General features: G+C 55.2%; 18 protein-coding genes. 14 read left to right on the top strand and 4 right to left on the bottom strand.

From position 1 onward, the window contains the following. Window positions 1–89: 89 nt before the first annotated feature. Both tig and bolA read right to left on the bottom strand, forming a co-directional pair. Window positions 90–1,388 (bottom strand): trigger factor, encoded by a 1,299-nt coding sequence (gene tig, locus USG84_RS15180; protein WP_008503318.1) that lies wholly within the window; start codon window positions 1,386–1,388, stop codon window positions 90–92. Between the two features lie 330 nt (window positions 1,389–1,718). Beyond that, window positions 1,719–2,036: a transcriptional regulator BolA gene (gene bolA, locus USG84_RS15175; protein ID WP_003859051.1), complete on the bottom strand. Its 318-nt coding sequence runs from the start codon at window positions 2,034–2,036 to the stop codon at window positions 1,719–1,721. A gap of 305 nt (window positions 2,037–2,341) precedes the next feature. Here bolA and USG84_RS15170 point away from each other — a divergent pair, with 305 nt between their 5' ends. From USG84_RS15170 to USG84_RS15135, 8 genes are all read left to right on the top strand, one after another. Then, window positions 2,342–2,920, top strand: a complete 579-nt coding sequence (locus USG84_RS15170) for a lipoprotein (protein WP_023310568.1) — start codon at window positions 2,342–2,344, stop codon at window positions 2,918–2,920. A gap of 45 nt (window positions 2,921–2,965) precedes the next feature. After that, the gene (ampG, locus tag USG84_RS15165) at window positions 2,966–4,441 is read left to right on the top strand and encodes a muropeptide MFS transporter AmpG (protein WP_253540920.1); all 1,476 of its coding nucleotides are present in this window, start codon (window positions 2,966–2,968) and stop codon (window positions 4,439–4,441) included. A gap of 477 nt (window positions 4,442–4,918) precedes the next feature. After that, complete coding sequence (gene cyoA / locus USG84_RS15160; RefSeq protein WP_008503322.1) at window positions 4,919–5,866, top strand: cytochrome o ubiquinol oxidase subunit II; 948 nt, start codon at window positions 4,919–4,921, stop codon at window positions 5,864–5,866. A 16-nt stretch (window positions 5,867–5,882) separates the two neighbouring features. Then, window positions 5,883–7,874: a cytochrome o ubiquinol oxidase subunit I gene (cyoB, locus tag USG84_RS15155; protein ID WP_028012157.1), complete on the top strand. Its 1,992-nt coding sequence runs from the start codon at window positions 5,883–5,885 to the stop codon at window positions 7,872–7,874. Continuing rightward, a complete protein-coding gene (locus USG84_RS15150; RefSeq protein ID WP_003859057.1) occupies window positions 7,864–8,478 on the top strand; it encodes a cytochrome o ubiquinol oxidase subunit III in 615 nt (204 codons plus the stop codon). The genes cyoB and USG84_RS15150 overlap by 11 nt, the downstream gene beginning before the upstream one ends. Further along, window positions 8,478–8,804, top strand: a complete 327-nt coding sequence (locus USG84_RS15145; protein WP_006176899.1) for a cytochrome o ubiquinol oxidase subunit IV — start codon at window positions 8,478–8,480, stop codon at window positions 8,802–8,804. Before USG84_RS15150 ends, USG84_RS15145 begins: the two co-directional genes overlap by 1 nt. A gap of 11 nt (window positions 8,805–8,815) precedes the next feature. Further along, window positions 8,816–9,703 carry a heme o synthase gene (gene cyoE, locus USG84_RS15140; protein ID WP_061099044.1) on the top strand — a complete coding sequence of 296 codons (888 nt, stop codon included), beginning with the start codon at window positions 8,816–8,818 and terminating at the stop codon, window positions 9,701–9,703. A gap of 148 nt (window positions 9,704–9,851) precedes the next feature. After that, window positions 9,852–11,213, top strand: a complete 1,362-nt coding sequence (locus USG84_RS15135; RefSeq protein WP_253540918.1) for an MFS transporter — start codon at window positions 9,852–9,854, stop codon at window positions 11,211–11,213. A gap of 32 nt (window positions 11,214–11,245) precedes the next feature. On the opposite strand, the gene USG84_RS15130 is transcribed toward USG84_RS15135, so the two are convergent. Further along, window positions 11,246–11,737, bottom strand: a complete 492-nt coding sequence (locus USG84_RS15130; RefSeq protein ID WP_023293165.1) for a YajQ family cyclic di-GMP-binding protein — start codon at window positions 11,735–11,737, stop codon at window positions 11,246–11,248. A gap of 121 nt (window positions 11,738–11,858) precedes the next feature. On the opposite strand from USG84_RS15130, the gene panE reads away from it, so the two are divergent. Continuing rightward, window positions 11,859–12,770: a 2-dehydropantoate 2-reductase gene (panE, locus tag USG84_RS15125; protein WP_061099046.1), complete on the top strand. Its 912-nt coding sequence runs from the start codon at window positions 11,859–11,861 to the stop codon at window positions 12,768–12,770. Next, on the top strand, window positions 12,733–13,323 hold the full coding sequence (gene yajL / locus USG84_RS15120) for a protein deglycase YajL (protein WP_151413945.1): 591 nt from the start codon (window positions 12,733–12,735) through the stop codon (window positions 13,321–13,323). The genes panE and yajL overlap by 38 nt, the downstream gene beginning before the upstream one ends. A 67-nt stretch (window positions 13,324–13,390) precedes the next feature. Here the strand turns inward: yajL and thiI are convergent, their stop codons facing one another. Beyond that, a complete protein-coding gene (gene thiI, locus USG84_RS15115; protein WP_253540916.1) occupies window positions 13,391–14,839 on the bottom strand; it encodes a tRNA uracil 4-sulfurtransferase ThiI in 1,449 nt (482 codons plus the stop codon). 191 nt (window positions 14,840–15,030) lie between these two features. Between thiI and xseB the strand changes: the two genes are divergently transcribed. Genes xseB through USG84_RS15095 form a run of 4 tightly spaced genes read left to right on the top strand, consistent with a single transcriptional unit; the run spans window position 15,031 to window position 19,095 of the window. Continuing rightward, on the top strand, window positions 15,031–15,273 hold the full coding sequence (xseB, locus tag USG84_RS15110; RefSeq protein WP_008503331.1) for an exodeoxyribonuclease VII small subunit: 243 nt from the start codon (window positions 15,031–15,033) through the stop codon (window positions 15,271–15,273). Continuing rightward, window positions 15,274–16,173: a (2E,6E)-farnesyl diphosphate synthase gene (gene ispA / locus USG84_RS15105; RefSeq protein WP_008503332.1), complete on the top strand. Its 900-nt coding sequence runs from the start codon at window positions 15,274–15,276 to the stop codon at window positions 16,171–16,173. A 24-nt stretch (window positions 16,174–16,197) separates the two neighbouring features. Continuing rightward, on the top strand, window positions 16,198–18,060 hold the full coding sequence (gene dxs / locus USG84_RS15100; RefSeq protein ID WP_151413946.1) for a 1-deoxy-D-xylulose-5-phosphate synthase: 1,863 nt from the start codon (window positions 16,198–16,200) through the stop codon (window positions 18,058–18,060). A 60-nt stretch (window positions 18,061–18,120) separates the two neighbouring features. Further along, complete coding sequence (locus tag USG84_RS15095; RefSeq protein ID WP_061099050.1) at window positions 18,121–19,095, top strand: aldo/keto reductase; 975 nt, start codon at window positions 18,121–18,123, stop codon at window positions 19,093–19,095. Window positions 19,096–19,143: the final 48 nt, after the last annotated feature.

Genomic DNA, 19,143 nt, shown 5'->3' with positions numbered 1-19,143 from the left:
ACCCTTCCAGAACCCATGCCGCGATAAAAAAAACCCGTCGCCGGAGGGCAACGGGTTTTTTGTTCAAACTTTAAACCGTTAGGGCGAAATTACGCCTGCTGGTTCATCAGTTCGTTGAAAGAGGTCGCTTTTTCGGTCACTTTCGCTTTCGCCAGTACCGCTTCAACAGCCTGCTCTTCCAGTGCGACGTTGCGCATGTTGTCCATCAGCTCTTTGTTCTTACCGTAGAACTCGATCACTTCTGATGGATCTTCATATGCAGACGCCATCTCTTCGATCAGACCCTTCACACGCTCTTCGTCAGCTTTCAGCTCGTGGGTACGAATCACTTCGCCCAGCAGCAGGCCAACAACAACGCGGCGTTTCGCTTGCTCTTCAAACAGCTCGCGCGGCAGTTCCATCGCTTGCTGCTGGTTGCCACCGAAACGCTGTGCAGCCTGACGGCGCAGCACGTCGATTTCGCTGTCGATCAGGGCAGCAGGAACGTCGATTTCGTTCGCTTTCACCAGACCTTCAATCGCCTGAGATTTCACACGGTTACGCACAGCACCGTTCAGCTCGCGCTCCATGTTTTTACGCACTTCGGTACGCAGGCCAGCAACAGAACCATCTTCAACGCCGAAACGCTTGATGAACTCTTCAGTCAGTTCTGGCAGTTCGCGCTCTTCAACTTTCTTCAGGTTGATGACGAACTTCGCTGCTTTACCTTTCAGGTTTTCAGCGTGGTATTCTTCCGGGAAGGTCACGTCGATGGTGAACTCTTCGCCAGCCTTGTGGCCTTTGATGCCGTCTTCGAAGCCTGGGATCATACGGCCCTGGCCCATTGCCAGTACGAAGTCAGACGCTTTACCGCCTTCAAACTCTTCGCCGTCTACAGAACCGGTGAAGTCGATGGTTACGCGGTCTTCCGCGTCAACAGCGCCTTCTTTCTCTTTCCAGTTCGCCTGCTGCTTACGCAGGGTGTCCAGCATGCCGTCAACGTCTTCGTCAGTCACGGAAACAATCGGTTTTTCAACTTCGATAGATTCCAGACCTTTCAGCTCAACTTCCGGGTACACTTCGAACTCTACGGAGTAGGTGAAGTCTTCGCCCAGTTTGTATTCGCCTGGCACGTAGTTTGGTGCGCCAGCTGGATTGATTTTTTCTTTGATGATCGCGTCGATAAAGTTGCGGCTCATCAGTTCACCCAGCACATCCTGACGCACGGAAGCGCCATAACGCTGAGCAACAACATTCATTGGTACTTTGCCCTTACGGAAGCCGTCAATACGTACTTTTTTTGCTACGTTGACCAGCTCGCTTTTCACAGCAGTTTCGATGCTGTCAGCAGCGATAGTAATCGTTACACGGCGGCCAAGGCCTTGAGTGGTTTCAACTGAAACTTGCATCTTGTTACCTCAAAAAAATCACAGTGCTCGGTCAACTCTGAATCTGTCTGTTATACCGGGATGCTCTCTTAGTGCAGATTCACATTCCCTGTCGCCAGAATCATCCCGAAGACATTCAATAAGACGCGGCATTATAGCGGCATCACTTAGGTGAGTCGAGAACGGTTGGAGCATGTTGCTGCGGCTTTTTTCACACTTTAAGGCTATTTTTAGCCTTAAAATCGCACCATCCGCTCAAAACTCAGACAAAACAAAACGGCCCGGAGGCCGTTTTGAGGAAATCTGTAAGCAACATACTGGAAAAGCTCCAGCCGTTGCAAATCCGATTTATCAGGCGATGGTGCCTGCACCGCGACAAGGCGGCGACGCGAAAACCGTATCCTGCAGGCCTTCCCATTCCTTAATGGTGTAGGTATGCAGTGCCAGCGCATGCACGGTTGTGGAGAGTTCTTCCGTCAAGGTGCTGTAGATCAGGCGATGTCGGTTCAGGAAACGTTCTCCCGTGAAGCGATCGCTAACCAGAACCACTTTAAAGTGGCTTTCAGAACCTGCCGGCACGTTATGACGATAGCTTTCGTCGACGACTTCGAGGAACACAGGGTTAAACGCTGCCCTTAATTTTTCTTCTATCTGTTCACGTATCATCATGAAATTACTCCTCCGACAACGCTAAGATGTCACCCATCCCTTTAAATGTTAGCCGCTTTTACCGTTTCCATTACACCTTGACAACAAATATTTAGCTTTCGTCTTATTTTCTCATTCAAATGCATGAAGTTCACTGTGAGACTCATACCTTTCGTCACTCGCGGGAGGAGAAAAAGGGTGAGCTGGTCAGTTTTCAGACAAGACGATGAATTTACATGCGTTGACCACTTCCCCTGACCGTTGTCGATGTTATGATGGCGGCAATTTCTCTCTCTTTATGCTTACGATTCGTTGAGAACCTGAAAATGTTAAAAAAACTCTTCTTTCCGTTGGTAGCCCTTTTTATGCTGGCAGGCTGCGCTACTCCGCCTACCACTATTGATGTCTCACCAAAAATCACTCTGCCTCAGCAGGACCCTAGCCTGATGGGCGTCACCGTGAGCATTAACGGTGCCGATCAGCGTCAGGACCAGGCACTGGCAAAAGTGACCCGCGATAACCAGCAGGTGACGCTGACCGCGTCCCGCGACCTGCGCTTCCTGCTGCAGGAAGTGCTTGAGAAGCAAATGACCGCTCGCGGCTACATGATTGGCCCAAGCGGCGCGGTTGATCTGCAGATCATCGTCAACAACCTTTACGCAGACGTCTCTCAGGGCAACGTGCGCTACAACATCGCGACCAAAGCGGATATCGCCATCATTGCCACCGCGAAGAACGGCAACAAGATGACCAAAAACTACCGCGCCAGCTACTCCGTCGAAGGCGCGTTCCAGGCATCTAACCAGAACATTGCTAACGCCGTTAACAGCGTGCTGACTGACACCATCGCCGATATGGCGCAGGACACCAGCATTCACGACTTTATCAAGCAGAACGCACGTTAATCCTGCTCGCTGGCCCGGTGCTTCACCGGGCCAGTTCATAAGACCATGTCCAGTCACTACTTACGCATTTTCCAGCAACCGAAATCAGCGATTCTGCTGATCCTCGGCTTTGCCTCCGGTTTACCCCTCGCGCTCACCTCCGGCACCCTTCAGGCGTGGATGACGGTTGAGAACATCGATCTCAAAACCATTGGTTTCTTCTCGCTGGTCGGTCAGGCGTATGTCTTTAAGTTCCTGTGGTCGCCGGTGATGGATCGCTATACGCCGCCGTTCCTGGGACGTCGTCGCGGCTGGTTAGTGATGACGCAGGTCCTGCTGCTGCTGGCGATTGCGGCGATGGGCTTTCTTGAGCCGACCACACAGCTCCGCTGGATGGCCGCGCTTGCGGTGGTGATAGCCTTCTGTTCCGCCTCCCAGGATATTGTGTTCGACGCCTGGAAGACTGACGTCTTACCTGCCGAGGAGCGCGGGGCCGGTGCAGCCATCAGCGTGCTGGGCTATCGCCTCGGGATGCTGGTCTCCGGCGGGCTGGCGCTGTGGCTGGCCGACCGTTACCTCGGCTGGCAGGGCATGTACTGGCTGATGGCCGCCCTGCTTATCCCCTGCATTATCGCAACCCTGTTTGCTCCCGAACCGAGCGACGTCATTCCGGTTCCCCGCTCGCTGGAGCAGGCCGTGGCCGAACCGCTGCGCGACTTTTTTGGCCGCAACAATGCCTGGCTGATCCTGCTGCTCATCGTCCTTTATAAGCTGGGCGATGCCTTTGCCATGAGCCTGACCACCACCTTCCTGATTCGCGGCGTCGGTTTTGATGCCGGTGAAGTGGGTGTAGTGAATAAAACGCTGGGGCTGTTTGCGACCATCGTCGGCGCGCTTTACGGCGGCGTATTGATGCAGCGCCTGACGCTGTTCCGCGCGCTGCTGATCTTCGGCATTCTTCAGGGCGCATCAAACGCGGGATACTGGCTGCTGTCGGTGACCGACAAGCATATGTTCAGCATGGCAGCGGCGGTCTTCTTCGAAAACCTCTGTGGCGGCATGGGGACGGCGGCATTTGTCGCCCTGCTGATGACCCTGTGCAATAAATCATTTTCCGCCACGCAGTTTGCGCTGCTCTCGGCGCTCTCGGCCGTTGGCCGCGTGTACGTGGGTCCAATTGCCGGTTGGTTTGTGGAAGCCCACGGCTGGCCAACTTTTTATCTCTTCTCGGTCGCGGCTGCCGTGCCGGGGATTTTATTATTGCTGGTGTGTCGCCAGACGCTGGAATATACCCAGCGGACCGAACACTTTATGCCGCGCACTGAATATCACCGCGCTTACCGTTTTGCGTTACGTCTGCTCATGGCGGGCTGCGCCGCGCTGTCGCTCTGGCTTGTGGTACTTATCGTTAACGCCAGTACGTCTCTGGCGCTCCCTCTCGAAGCCCTTCTGCTGGACGCCGGAGCCCTGCTGGCCATCGCCGGGATCCTGACGGGCGGTATGCTCGATTTTATGGCATTGCGTAAAACGCAGATGGCCTGAAGAAAAAGTGAAAGGTTATTTCCCGTTGTAATCACCAACCGAAATTATAACGGTGAAATAGCCAACAGCCGCTAAAAAAATATTTGTTGTTTTGTGCGGGATAGGATTTGGAAATTATTGGAGCCAATTCCAAAACGCTATTTTTCATTAAACGATTCAGCATTGGAAAGTTTGATTTTTCGTTTTTTAGATGTCTTTTTATTGATAATTAATTGTTAATTTTTTGTATATTTTTAACAATGGTTATACCAATTGCCCCTTTTAGGGTATGCTTGGGGGTCCTTTCGTTATAAAGCCCATATCATGCGGCTTCGGTCATAAAAACCGACATAATCTGCAACACTTGTGACACGTGCGGCAGAACCCGGTAACACCTTCCTGACACAGGCCTAATGATGTTTACAGTAATGTAACCTTCCCGTAAAATGCCCGCACACTTTAAACGCCACCAGACTCCCGTGGAATTGAGGTCGTTAAATGAGACTCAGGAAATACAATAAAAGTTTGGGATGGTTGTCATTATTCGCAGGCACTGTATTACTCAGTGGCTGTGATTCTGCACTACTAGACCCCAAAGGACAGATTGGACTGGAACAACGTTCACTGATATTGACGGCTTTTGGCCTGATGTTGATTGTGGTTATTCCTGCCATTTTGATGGCTGTTGGTTTCGCCTGGAAGTATCGTGCGAGCAATAAAGATGCGAAGTATAGCCCGAACTGGTCACACTCCAACAAAGTTGAAGCTGTGGTCTGGACGGTACCTATCCTGATCATCCTGTTCCTTGCCGTACTGACCTGGAAAACCACTCACGCACTAGAGCCAAGCAAGCCGCTGGTTCACGATGAAAAACCTATTACCATTGAAGTGGTCTCCATGGACTGGAAATGGTTCTTCATCTATCCAGAGCAGGGCATTGCTACCGTGAATGAAATCGCCTTCCCGGCGAACACTCCGGTTCAGTTCAAAGTGACCTCCAACTCCGTAATGAACTCCTTCTTCATCCCGCGTCTGGGTAGCCAGATTTACGCGATGGCCGGTATGCAGACAAACCTGCATCTGATCGCGAATGAAGCAGGCACCTACGATGGTATCTCCGCCAGCTATAGCGGCCCGGGCTTCTCAGGTATGAAGTTCAAAGCTATTGCGACGCCGGACCGTGCCGCTTTCGACCAGTGGGTTGAAAAAGCGAAGCAGTCTCCAAACACCATGTCTGACATGGCGGCGTTCGAAAAAGTGGCTGCACCTAGCGAATACAACAAGGTGGAGTACTTCTCTAACGTGAAACCTGATTTGTTCAAAGACGTTATTGGCAAATTTATGGATCACGGTAAGAGCATGGACATGACCCAGCCAGAAGGCGAGCACAGCGCGCACGAAGGTATGGAAGGCATGGACATGAGCCACGCGGAAACCGCTCACTAAGGGGCCGAGGAAGAAAATGTTCGGAAAATTGACACTGGATGCAGTGCCCTACCATGAACCGATTATCATGGTTACGGTGGCTGCAATTATCATTGGTGGCGCGGCCTTAGTTGGCCTGATCACTTACTTCGGTAAGTGGAGCTACCTGTGGAATGAGTGGCTGACTTCGGTTGACCACAAAAAACTCGGTATCATGTACTGCATCGTCGGTATCGTCATGTTAATTCGTGGCTTTGCGGATGCAATCATGATGCGTAGCCAGCAGGCACTTGCGTCTGCAGGCGAAGCCGGCTTCCTGCCACCGCACCACTACGACCAGATCTTTACCGCCCACGGCGTTATCATGATCTTCTTCGTGGCGATGCCGCTGGTAATCGGTCTGATGAACGTTGTCGTTCCGCTGCAAATCGGCGCGCGCGACGTCGCGTTCCCGTTCCTGAACAACCTGAGCTTCTGGTTCACGGTTGTCGGCGTAATCCTGGTTAACCTGTCACTGGGCGTGGGCGAATTCGCGCAGACCGGCTGGCTGGCGTACCCGCCGCTGTCGGGAATTGAGTACAGTCCGGGTGTTGGTGTTGACTACTGGATTTGGGCGCTTCAGCTCTCCGGTGTCGGTACAACCCTGACCGGTATCAACTTCTTCGTGACCATCCTGAAGATGCGTGCACCTGGTATGACGATGTTCAAGATGCCGGTATTTACCTGGGCATCTCTGTGCGCCAACGTACTGATTATCGCATCGTTCCCAATTCTGACCGTCACCATCGCGCTGCTAACCCTGGATCGCTACCTGGGCACCCATTTCTTCACGAATGATATGGGTGGCAACATGATGATGTACATCAACCTGATTTGGGCCTGGGGTCACCCGGAAGTGTACATTCTGGTTCTGCCAGTCTTCGGTGTGTTCTCCGAAATCGCGGCAACCTTCTCGCGTAAACGTCTGTTTGGTTACACCTCGCTGGTGTGGGCAACCGTGTGTATTACCGTTCTGTCGTTCATCGTTTGGCTGCACCACTTCTTCACTATGGGTGCGGGCGCGAACGTAAACGCCTTCTTCGGTATCACCACCATGATTATCGCCATCCCTACCGGGGTGAAGATCTTCAACTGGCTGTTCACCATGTACCAGGGCCGTATCGTGTTCCACTCAGCAATGCTGTGGACCATCGGCTTCATCGTGACCTTCTCCGTGGGTGGGATGACCGGCGTACTGCTGGCGGTACCAGGTGCTGACTTCGTTCTGCACAACAGCCTGTTCCTGATTGCGCACTTCCATAACGTTATCATCGGCGGCGTGGTCTTCGGCTGCTTCGCAGGTGTGACTTACTGGTGGCCTAAGGCGTTTGGCTTCACGCTGAACGAAACCTGGGGTAAACGCGCGTTCTGGTTCTGGATCATTGGCTTCTTCGTGGCGTTTATGCCGCTGTACGTGCTGGGCTTCATGGGTATGACCCGTCGTCTGAGCCAGCAGATCGATCCGCAGTTCCACCCAATGCTGATGGTTGCAGCGGGCGGTGCAGCGCTGATTGCCTGCGGTATTCTGTGCCAGCTGATTCAGTACTACGTGTCCATCCGCGACCGTAACCTGAACCGCGACCTGACCGGTGACCCATGGGGTGGCCGTACGCTGGAGTGGGCAACCTCTTCTCCACCGCCGTTCTATAACTTTGCCGTAGTGCCGCACATTCACGAGCGTGATGCATTCTGGGAAATGAAAGAAAAAGGTGAAGCGTACAAGCAACCTGAGCATTACGAAGAGATCCATATGCCGAAAAACAGCGCTGCGGGCATCGTGATTGCCGCTTTCGCAACGGTATTTGGTTTCGCAATGATCTGGCACATCTGGTGGATGGCGATTGTTGGCTTCGCTGGCATCGTAATCAGCTGGATTGTGAAGAGCTTTGACGAGGACGTGGACTACTACGTACCAGTCCGTGAAGTTGAAAAGCTGGAAAATCAGCATTTCGACGAGATTTCTAAAGCGGGGCTGAAAAATGGCAACTGATACTCTGGCGCACTCAACTGCCCACGCGCATGAACATGCGCACCATGATACAGGACCGACCAAAGTCTTCGGTTTCTGGATCTACCTGATGAGCGACTGCATTCTGTTCTGCTGTCTGTTCGCGACCTATGCCGTTCTGGTGAACGGCACAGCGGGCGGCCCGACCGGCAAGGACATCTTTGAACTGCCGTTCGTTCTGGTTGAAACCGCACTGCTGTTATTCAGCTCCATCACCTACGGCATGGCGGCTATCGCCATGTACAAAAACAACAAGAGCCAGGTTGTCTCCTGGCTGGCGTTGACCTGGCTGTTTGGTGCTGGCTTTATCGGGATGGAAATCTATGAATTCCATCACCTGATTATGGAAGGCTTCGGCCCGGATCGCAGTGGCTTCCTGTCCGCGTTCTTCGCGCTGGTGGGCACCCACGGTCTGCACGTGACCTCGGGTCTGATCTGGATGGCAGTTCTGATGTTCCAGATCTCCCGCCGCGGCCTGACCAGCACTAACCGTACCCGTATTATGTGCCTGAGCCTGTTCTGGCACTTCCTGGACGTGGTATGGATCTGTGTGTTCTCTGTTGTCTATCTGATGGGGGCGATGTAATGAGTCATTCTAACGATCATGGCGCTTCCCACGGCAGCGTAAAAACCTACATGACAGGTTTCATCCTGTCGATCATCCTGACGGTGATCCCGTTCTGGATGGTGATGAGCGGTTCTGCGTCCAAGCCGGTTATCCTGGGAGCAATCCTGGTGACCGCGGTGATTCAGATTCTGGTGCATCTGGTTTGCTTCCTGCACATGAACACCAAGTCCGATGAAGGCTGGAATATGACGGCCTTTATCTTTACCGTGATTATCATCGCTATCCTGGTAGTCGGTTCCATCTGGATTATGTGGAACCTCAACTACAACATGATGGTTCACTAAGAGCGGCGAGTATGTTTAAGCAATACCTGCAAGTAACGAAACCAGGCATCATCTTTGGCAACCTGATCTCCGTGATCGGAGGGTTCCTGCTGGCCTCTAAAGGCAGCATTGATTACGCCCTCTTTATCTCTACGCTGGTCGGTGTGTCACTGGTTGTTGCGTCCGGTTGTGTATTTAACAACTACATCGACATGGATATCGACAAGAAGATGGAAAGGACCAAAAATCGGGTGCTGGTTAAAGGCCTGATCGCCCCTTCCGTCTCGCTGGTGTACGCCACCTTGCTGGGTATTGCTGGCTTTATGCTGCTGTGGTTTGGTGCTAACCCGCTGGCCTGCTGGCTGGGGGTGATGGGGTTCGTGGTGTATGTAGGCGTCTACAGCCTGTATATGAAACGTCACTCCGTCTACGGCACGCTGATTGGTTCTCTCTCCGGCGCTGCGCCGCCGGTGATTGGCTACTGCGCGGTCACGAACGAGTTCGACAGCGGTGCGCTGATCCTGCTGGCTATCTTTAGCCTGTGGCAGATGCCGCACTCCTATGCCATCGCGATTTTCCGTTTTAAGGATTATCAGGCAGCGAACATCCCGGTTCTGCCGGTCGTGAAGGGCATTTCGGTTGCCAAGAACCACATCACGCTCTACATCATCGCTTTTGCCGTGGCAACGCTGATGCTCTCTCTGGGTGGTTACGCCGGATATAAATATCTGGCGGTAGCGGCTGCGGTGAGCGTCTGGTGGCTCGGTATGGCCCTGCGCGGTTATAAAGTGGAAGATGACAAAGTCTGGGCGCGCAAGCTGTTTGTGTTCTCTATCGTTGCCATCACCTCGCTGTCCGTGATGATGTCCGTAGACTTCATGGTGCCGGATTCACATAACCTGCTGACTTACGTCTGGTAAGATTCGCAGGTGAATAAAAGGGTGCTTCGGCACCCTTTTTTATTCACCAAATCCATTAATAACGCATGTAATATTTGTTAAATAAGCCTTTATTTACCCCGCCCCTTCCCCGCACTACACTATGGCCTGCTTTTGAACTGAGGTGGTAATGAACGATTATAAAATGACGCCAGGCGAGCTACGCGCGACCTGGGGCTTAGGGACTGTCTTCTCGCTACGGATGCTTGGCATGTTTATGGTCCTGCCTGTTCTGACCACGTACGGCATGGCGCTTCAAGGAGCCAGCGAGGCGCTGATTGGCCTGGCAATTGGTATCTACGGCCTTGCCCAGGCGATATTTCAGATCCCGTTTGGTCTGCTCTCCGATAGGGTGGGCCGAAAGCCGCTGATTGTCGGCGGTCTGCTTATTTTTGTTCTCGGTAGCGTCATTGCCGCCCTCTCCCACTCCATCTGGGGCATTATTCTTGGCCGCGCCCTGCAGGGCTCCGGCGCGATTGCCGCCGCCGTGATGGCGCTGCTGTCAGACCTTACCCGCGAACAGAACCGCACGAAGGCGATGGCGTTTATCGGCGTGAGCTTTGGCGTGACCTTCGCGATTGCGATGGTGCTGGGCCCGATTATCACCCATACGCTCGGCCTGCACGCCCTGTTCTGGATGATTGCCGTGCTGGCGACCATCGGGATCGCGCTGACTTTGTGGGTTGTGCCGGACAGCAAAAACCACGTTCTGAACCGTGAGTCAGGCATGGTAAAAGGCTGCTTCAGCAAAGTGCTCGTCGAACCGCGCCTGCTGAAGCTGAACTTCGGCATCATGTGCCTGCACATTCTGCTGATGTCGACCTTTGTCGCCCTGCCCGGCCAGCTTGCCGCGGCGGGTTTCCCGGCGGCTGAGCACTGGAAAATCTATCTGGTGACGATGCTGATTTCGTTTGTCTCCGTCGTGCCGTTCATTATCTATGCCGAAGTGAAGCGCAAAATGAAGCGCGTCTTCGTGGGCTGCGTGGCGCTGCTGCTGATCGCCGAGATCGTGCTCTGGGGCTCCGGCCCGCACTTCTGGGAGCTGGTTGCCGGCGTACAGCTGTTCTTCCTGGCGTTTAACCTGATGGAAGCGCTGCTGCCGTCGCTTATCAGCAAAGAGTCTCCGGCCGGTTACAAAGGCACGGCGATGGGCATTTACTCCACCAGCCAGTTTCTCGGCGTGGCGATTGGCGGCTCGCTCGGCGGCTGGGTGGACGGCCTGTTTGATTCCCAAACCGTATTTCTCGCGGGCGCGCTGCTGGCGACAGCCTGGCTGCTGGTCGCCAGCACTATGAAAGAGCCGCGCTACGTAAGCAGCCTGCGCGTGGAGATACCGGATGAGGTGGAAATCAGCGATGCGCTGAAGCAGCGTCTGGAAGCAAAAGAGGGCGTGACAGAGGTGCTCATTGTCCCGGAAGAGCGCAGCGCTTACGTCAAAATAGACAGCAAAGTGACGAACCGCTTTGAGGTCGAGCAGGCGCTCAAAGCCTGAAAAAAAGCCCGGTTGAACCGGGCTTTTCTGTCTTAATCGCGGAAGTTTTTAAACTGGAACGGCTGTCCCAAATCTCCGCCGCGCACCAGCGCCATCACGGACTGGAGGTCATCGCGAGATTTACCGGTCACGCGAATTTCTTCGCCCTGGATCTGCGCCTGCACCTTCAGCTTGCTGTCTTTGATAAGCTTAACGATCTTCTTCTGCACCGCGCTCTCGATGCCCTGCTTCAGTTTGGCTTCTACAAACCAGTTCTTACCGCTGTGGACAAACTCGTCCGGCACGTCCAGAGACGTCCCTTCAATGCCGCGTTTTAACAGCTTAGCGCGCAGAATGTCGAGCAGCTGATTCACCTGGAAATCAGACTCGCTCAGCACCTTAATGGTCTTATTTGCGTCGTTCAGCTCAAACGACGCCTCAACGCCGCGAAAATCGAAACGTGACTCAACTTCGCGGGTTGCGTTCTCAACGCCGTTGCGAACTTCCTGGATATCAACTTCGGAAACAATATCGAAAGATGGCATCTTTTCTTCTCCCTTCACTTTTGTTGCGTTGCATAATACCCGCTACGAGGCATAACTCAACAGAAGCTTAGCTGTATAATTAAGCTGTAACACCTGGCGCAGTTGCAGGTGAGGAGGAACAATGAAAATTACGGTGCTCGGATGCGGAGCGCTAGGTCAGCTGTGGCTAACCGCGCTGTGCAAGCACGGACATGAGGTTCAGGGCTGGCTGCGCGTGCCCCAGCCCTATTGCAGCGTCAACCTGATTGGTGAAGACGGAAGCATTTTTAACGAATCCCTCACCGCGAACGATCCTGATTTCCTGGCGCAAAGCGACCTGTTGCTGGTGACGCTCAAGGCGTGGCAGGTCTCGGATGCGGTCAAGACATTGGCCGCGCAGCTCCCCCCCACGTCCCCCATTCTGCTGCTGCATAACGGTATGGGAACCCTTGATGAGCTGAAAAGCGTCCCGCAGCCTCTGCTGATGGCGACCACCACCCACGCCGCCCGTCGCGACGGGACTATTATCGTGCATGTCGCCAGCGGCGTGACGCACATCGGCCCGGCCAGAACACAGGATGGGGACTACAGCTATCTGGCAGACGTGCTGCAAAAGGTATTGCCGGACGTCGCCTGGCACAACAACATCCGCCCTCAGCTGTGGCGCAAGCTGGCCGTAAACTGCGTGATCAATCCGCTGACGGCGCTGTGGAACTGCCCGAACGGGGAGCTGAAAAACCATCCGCAGGAGGTGGCGTCCCTCTGTGCAGAAGTCGCTTCAGTCATTGAGCGCGAAGGCCTGCACACCTCAGCAGAGGATTTACGCTGTTATGTCGAGCAGGTTATTGAGAGTACGGCTGAGAACATCTCCTCGATGCTGCAGGACGTTCGGGCATTACGCCATACGGAGATAGACTACATTACCGGCTATCTGCTAAAGCGCGCCCGCGCGCACGGCATCGCCGTGCCGGAAAACGCCCGTCTGTATGACCTGGTTAAACGTAAGGAGAGTGAATATGAGCGCGTCGGCACTGATCTGCCTCGCCCCTGGTAGCGAAGAGATGGAAGCGGTCACCACCATTGATTTAATGGTACGTGGCGGCATTAAGGTAACAACCGCCAGCGTTGCCAGTGACGGCAATCTGGCAATCACCTGTTCCCGGGGGGTGAAAATCCTGGCAGACGCACCGCTTGTTCAGGTGGCTGACGGCGATTACGACATCATCGTCCTGCCCGGCGGCTTAAAAGGCGCGGAATGTTTTCGCGACAGTCCCTTGCTGGTCGAGACCGTGCGTCAGTTTCATTTATCTGGCCGTATCGTCGCGGCAATCTGTGCCGCCGCCGGAACGGTTCTGGTTCCGCACGATATCTTCCCCATCGGCAATATGACCGGTTTCCCGGGGCTGAAGGATACGATCCCGGAAGACCAGTGGGTGGACAAACGCGTCGTCTGGGATCCGCGCGTTAATCTGCTGACCAGCCAGGGACCGGGCACCGCGATTGATTTTGGCCTGAAGATTATTGACCTGCTGGTTGGGCGGGAGAAGGCGTACGAAGTGGCGTCATCGCTGGTGATGCCGGCGGGAATTTATAATTATTACGAATAGGTGTTCTCCCTCTCCCCTTTGGAGAGGGCCGGGGTGAGGGCAACAGGCCGCACTCCCCGGCAATACACTACGGGCGATACACCTTCACATTCGCAAAGCCCTGCTCGCGCAGATACAGCGCCTGCAGGCGGCTCATCACCCCACGCTCACACCACAGCAGATACGTTTTGCTCTGATCGAGGTCGCCAAACTTAGTGCTCAGCTTATAGAACGGCAGAGAAACCACCTCCACGCCGTCCACCACCAGCGGCTTGTCATCCTGCTCGTCAATAGAGCGAATATCCAGAATCGCATCGTTAGCGCCGAAGCCGCTCACGGTTTCAACTTCAACGACTTCCTGCTCGGTCTGCTGGGCAATTTCGCGGATATCGATGTTGGACGCTTCCGCCACCACCTTTTCCAGAATGCTGAAGTCGAAGTTCTCTTCTTCCGCTTCGATCTTCGCCTTCACCGCTTTCACCGTTGGGCTTTTTGAGATCACGCCGCAGTATTCCGGCATGGTGCGGGCAAAATCTTCGGTGCCGATTTCGCGCGCCAGGTCGATGATGTGCTCTTTGTCGTGGGAGATCAGCGGACGCAGGATCAGCGTATCAGAGACGTTGTCGATCAGACGCAGGTTGGTCAGCGTCTGGCTGGAGACCTGACCCAGCGCTTCGCCGGTGACCAGCGCCTGCACGCCGTAGCGTTCAGCCACTTTGGACGCCGCGCGCACCATCATACGTTTCAGGATCACGCCCATCTGGCCATCGTCCACTTTTTCGAGGATTTCGCCGACCACTGGCTCAAAGTTAATCGCCACAAAACGCACGCGATGGGAGCTGCCGAAGCGGTTCCAAAGGTAATGCGCCACCTGACGAACGCCGATTTCATGCGCCGCGCCGCCCAGGTTGAAGAAACAGTAATGCACGCGACAGCCGCGACGCATCAGCATATAGCTGGAGACGCCGGAGTCGAAGCCGCCTGAGATCAGGGACAACACATCTTCCTGGGTGCCAATCGGGAAGCCGCCGATGCCTTCATAGCGCCCTTTTACCAGCAGCAGGCGATCGTTTTCGATCTCCAGGTTAACGGTCACGTCCGGGTTGGTCAGACGTACGCGCGCCGTTTCGACGTGCTGGTTCAGACCGCCGCCGACGTAACGTTCAACTTCAATGGAGCTGAATTCGTGCTTGCCGCGACGCTTCACGCGCACGCAGAAGGTTTTGCCTTCGATCTGATCGCGGTACTGGACCAGCGCTTTCTCGAAGATGTCGTGCATATCGCTGAACGGAACATCTTCCACTTCCAGAATATGGTGGATCCCAGGAATACGGGTCAGGGCGTCGCGAATATCCTGACGTTTATTTTCGTCTTTGGCGCGCACTTCCACGTGGTCCCAGTGGCGCACCACGGCGAGGGTTTCGTCGTAGTGCTTTAATACGTTACGAATGTTCCCGGTGAGAATTTTAATAAAGCGCAAACGCACAGATTGGCTTTTGATGGTGATTTCAGGGAACAATTTAATGATAAACTTCATGGCGGCAATGTTTCTTAGGCAAGCGTATTAAGGCTTGTAATGGAAAAGAGTACAGCAGCCCACACCCGTGGCTGCATCCAGGCGCGCAAGTATACCACCATCGCGCCGCTCCTGTGCACATTGCGCGTTATTTGCTTATCCGCCCGAGTCCGTTACCATATCAGGGCTGAGAATATAAGAGTCAATTCACTATGCCGAAGAAGAACGACGCACCGGCCAGTTTTGAAACTGCGCTGAGTGAACTGGAGCAAATCGTTACCCGTCTTGAAAGCGGCGATCTCCCGCTGGAAGAGGCGCTTAACGAATTCGAACGTGGCGTGCAGCTGGCGCGCCAGGGGCAGGTCAAACTGCAGCAGGCCGAGCAGCGCGTGCAGATCCTGCTCTCCGACAGCGAAGACGCGAAAACCACGCCTTTCACACCGGACGCCGAGTAAATGGATTTTGCCAACGAGCTTCAGGCGCGCGTCGTGCGCGCCAACGACGCCCTGCGCCGATTTATTGCGCCACAGCCTTTTCAGAACACTCCACTGGTTGAAGCCATGCACTATGGCGCACTCTTGGGTGGAAAGCGCCTGCGCCCGTTTCTGGTATACGCCACCGGCAATATGTTTGGTATCAGCGATAACACGCTGGACGCCCCGGCAGCCGCCGTTGAGTGCATCCACGCTTATTCACTGATTCACGACGATCTCCCGGCGATGGACGACGACGATCTGCGCCGGGGTCAGCCAACCTGCCACATTAAGTTTGGCGAGGCGAATGCCATTCTGGCGGGTGATGCTCTGCAAACGCTGGCGTTCTCGATTCTGAGCGACGCGCCGATGGCGGAAGTGGCCGACCGCGACCGCCTGGCGATGATTTCTGAACTGGCGATGGCCAGCGGCGTGGCCGGCATGTGCGGCGGTCAGGCGCTGGATCTTGAAGCGGAAGGACGTCAGGTTAATCTGGAACAGCTGGAGCGTATTCATCGCCATAAGACGGGCGCGCTTATTCGTTCCGCCGTTCGCCTGGGCGCGCTGAGTGCGGGTGAGCAAGGGCGTAAAGCCCTGCCGATTCTGGACAGATACGCAGAAAGTATCGGTCTGGCATTCCAGGTTCAGGATGACATTCTGGATGTGGTGGGCGATACTGCAACATTGGGTAAACGTCAGGGTGCCGACCAGCAGCTTGGCAAAAGTACCTACCCCGCCCTGCTGGGTCTTGAGCAAGCCCAACGTAAAGCCCGGGATCTGATTGACGATGCCCGCCAGTCGCTGAATGAACTGGCCGCGCAATCGCTGGATACCTCGGCACTGGAAGCGCTAGCGGACTATATAATCCAGCGTGATAAATAAACTATATATCTCGATGAGCCTTTGATGAGTTTTGATATTGCCAAATACCCGACACTGGCGTTAGTTGACTCCACCCAGGAGTTACGTCTGCTGCCGAAAGAGAGCCTGCCGAAGCTGTGCGACGAGCTGCGTCGCTACCTGCTCGATAGCGTAAGCCGCTCCAGCGGCCATTTCGCCTCCGGGCTTGGCACGGTAGAGCTGACCGTGGCGCTGCACTACGTCTATAACACGCCGTTCGATCAGCTTATCTGGGACGTCGGCCACCAGGCCTATCCGCACAAAATTCTGACCGGACGTCGCGATAAAATTGGCACTATTCGTCAGAAAGGTGGCCTGCACCCGTTCCCGTGGCGCGGTGAGAGCGAGTATGACGTGCTGAGCGTCGGCCACTCATCGACCTCCATTTCTGCGGGCATCGGTATTGCCGTTGCCGCCGAGAAAGAGAACAAGCAGCGCCGCACCGTCTGCGTGATTGGCGACGGAGCCATCACCGCCGGCATGGCCTTCGAGGCCATGAACCACGCGGGCGATATCAAGCCGGACATGCTGGTTATCCTCAACGATAACGAAATGTCGATCTCCGAGAACGTCGGCGCGCTGAATAACCATCTGGCACAGCTGCTTTCCGGCAAGCTCTACTCGTCGCTGCGCGAAGGCGGCAAAAAAGTCTTCTCCGGCGTACCGCCGATTAAAGAGCTGCTCAAGCGCACCGAAGAACATATCAAAGGCATGGTCGTGCCGGGGACGCTGTTTGAAGAGCTGGGCTTTAACTATATTGGCCCGGTTGACGGTCACGATGTCCTGGGGCTGGTGACCACGCTCAAGAACATGCGCGACCTCAAAGGCCCGCAGTTCCTGCACATCATGACCAAAAAAGGGCGTGGCTACGAGCCGGCGGAGAAAGATCCGATCACCTTCCACGCGGTGCCGAAATTCGACCCGTCCAGCGGCTGTCTGCCGAAAAGCAGCGGCGGCATGCCGAGCTATTCTAAAATCTTCGGCGACTGGCTGTGCGAAACCGCTGCGAAAGACAATAAGCTGATGGCGATTACCCCGGCTATGCGCGAAGGCTCCGGCATGGTGGAGTTCTCCAGAAAGTACCCTGACCAGTATTTCGACGTGGCGATTGCCGAGCAGCACGCGGTGACGTTTGCCGCGGGCCTGGCGATTGGCGGCTACAAGCCGGTTGTTGCAATCTATTCCACCTTCCTGCAGCGCGCCTACGATCAGGTGATCCACGACGTGGCCATCCAGAAGCTGCCGGTGCTCTTTGCTATCGACCGCGCGGGCATCGTCGGTGCCGACGGCCAGACGCACCAGGGCGCGTTCGATCTCTCCTTCCTGCGCTGTATCCCGGATATGGTTGTCATGACGCCAAGCGACGAGAACGAATGTCGTCAGATGCTGTTTACCGGCTACCACTATCAGGATGGCCCAAGCGCGGTTCGCTACCCGCGCGGCAATGCGGTGGGCGTTGAGCTCCAGCCGCTGGAAAAACTGCCGATCGGTAAAGGTCTGGTGAAGCGTCGCGGCGAGAAGGTGGCGATCCTGAACTTCGGCACGCTGATGCCGGAGGCGGCAAAAGCGGCTGAAACGCTGAACGCTACCCTGGTGGATATGCGCTTTGTGAAGCCGCTGGATGAGTCCCTGATCCTGAATATGGCTGAGACGCATGACGTGCTGGTCACGCTGGAAGAAAACGCCATCATGGGCGGTGCGGGCAGCGGCGTGAACGAAGTGCTGATGGCAAACCGTAAGGCCGTGCCGGTGCTGAACCTCGGCCTGCCGGATTATTTCATCCCGCAAGGTACCCAGGACGAAGCGCGTGCGGCGATTGGCCTGGACGCTGCCGGTATCGAAGCCAAAATCCGCAGCTGGCTGGACTGACCCTCCCCCTTTCCGCTCCTGCTATGCTTAAACGTAATGTTTAAACAGCAGGAGCGGACCGTGCAATACACAACATTAGGAAAAACCGACCTTAACGTTTCCCGACTTTGCCTGGGCTGTATGACCTTTGGCGAGCCCGACAGGGGAAACCACGCCTGGACACTGCCGGAAGAGAGCAGCCGCCCGATTATCAAACGCGCCATTGAAGGCGGCATTAACTTCTTTGACACCGCCAACAGCTACTCCGACGGCAGCAGCGAGGAGATTGTCGGCCGCGCCCTGCGCGATTTTGCCCGTCGTGATGAGATTGTCGTCGCCACCAAGGTCTACTACCCGGTGGGCGACCTGGCTCAGGGCCTTTCCCGCGCGCAGATCCTCCGCTCTATTGATGACAGCCTCAGACGCCTGAACATGGATTACGTCGACCTGCTGCAAATTCACCGCTGGGATTACAACACGCCGATCGAGGAGACGCTTGAGGCGCTCAACGACGTGGTGAGAGCCGGTAAAGCGCGCTATATCGGCGCGTCGTCTATGCACGCGTCGCAGTTTGCCCAGGCGCTGGATCTCCAGGCGCAGCACGGCTGGGCGCGCTTTGTCACCATGCAGGATCACTACAACCTGATCTACCGCGAAGAAGAGCGCGAGATGCTGCCGCTCTGCTATCAGGAAGGCGTGGCGGTGATCCCATGGAGCCCGCTCGCGCGCGGACGTTTAACCCGCCCATGGGGAGAAACTACGGCTCGTCTGGTATCAGATGAAGTGGGAAAAAATCTTTATTCCGGTACCGAAGCCAGCGATGCGCTAATTGCCGAACGGTTAGCCGGGATCGCCGACGATACCGGTGCAACCCGTGCGCAGGTGGCGCTGGCGTGGCTGCTGAGCAAGCGCGGGGTTGCGGCACCGATTATCGGCACGTCGCGGGAAGAGCAGCTGGATGAACTGCTGAGTGCGGTGGATTTATCCCTGACGCCGGAGCAGATTGCCGAGCTGGAGACGCCGTATCAGCCGCATCCAGTCGTGGGGTTTAAGTAATCTAATCCGTAGGCCGGGTAAGGCGTAGCCGCCACCCGGCAATACAGA

Origin of the sequence: Enterobacter sp. 168J2 (genome assembly GCF_034107265.1) — a bacterium.
Taxonomy (GTDB): Bacteria; Pseudomonadota; Gammaproteobacteria; order Enterobacterales; family Enterobacteriaceae; genus Enterobacter; species Enterobacter nematophilus.
Note: the sequence above shows the minus strand (reverse complement) of the source record. Positions and strands in the feature narration are given on the sequence as shown.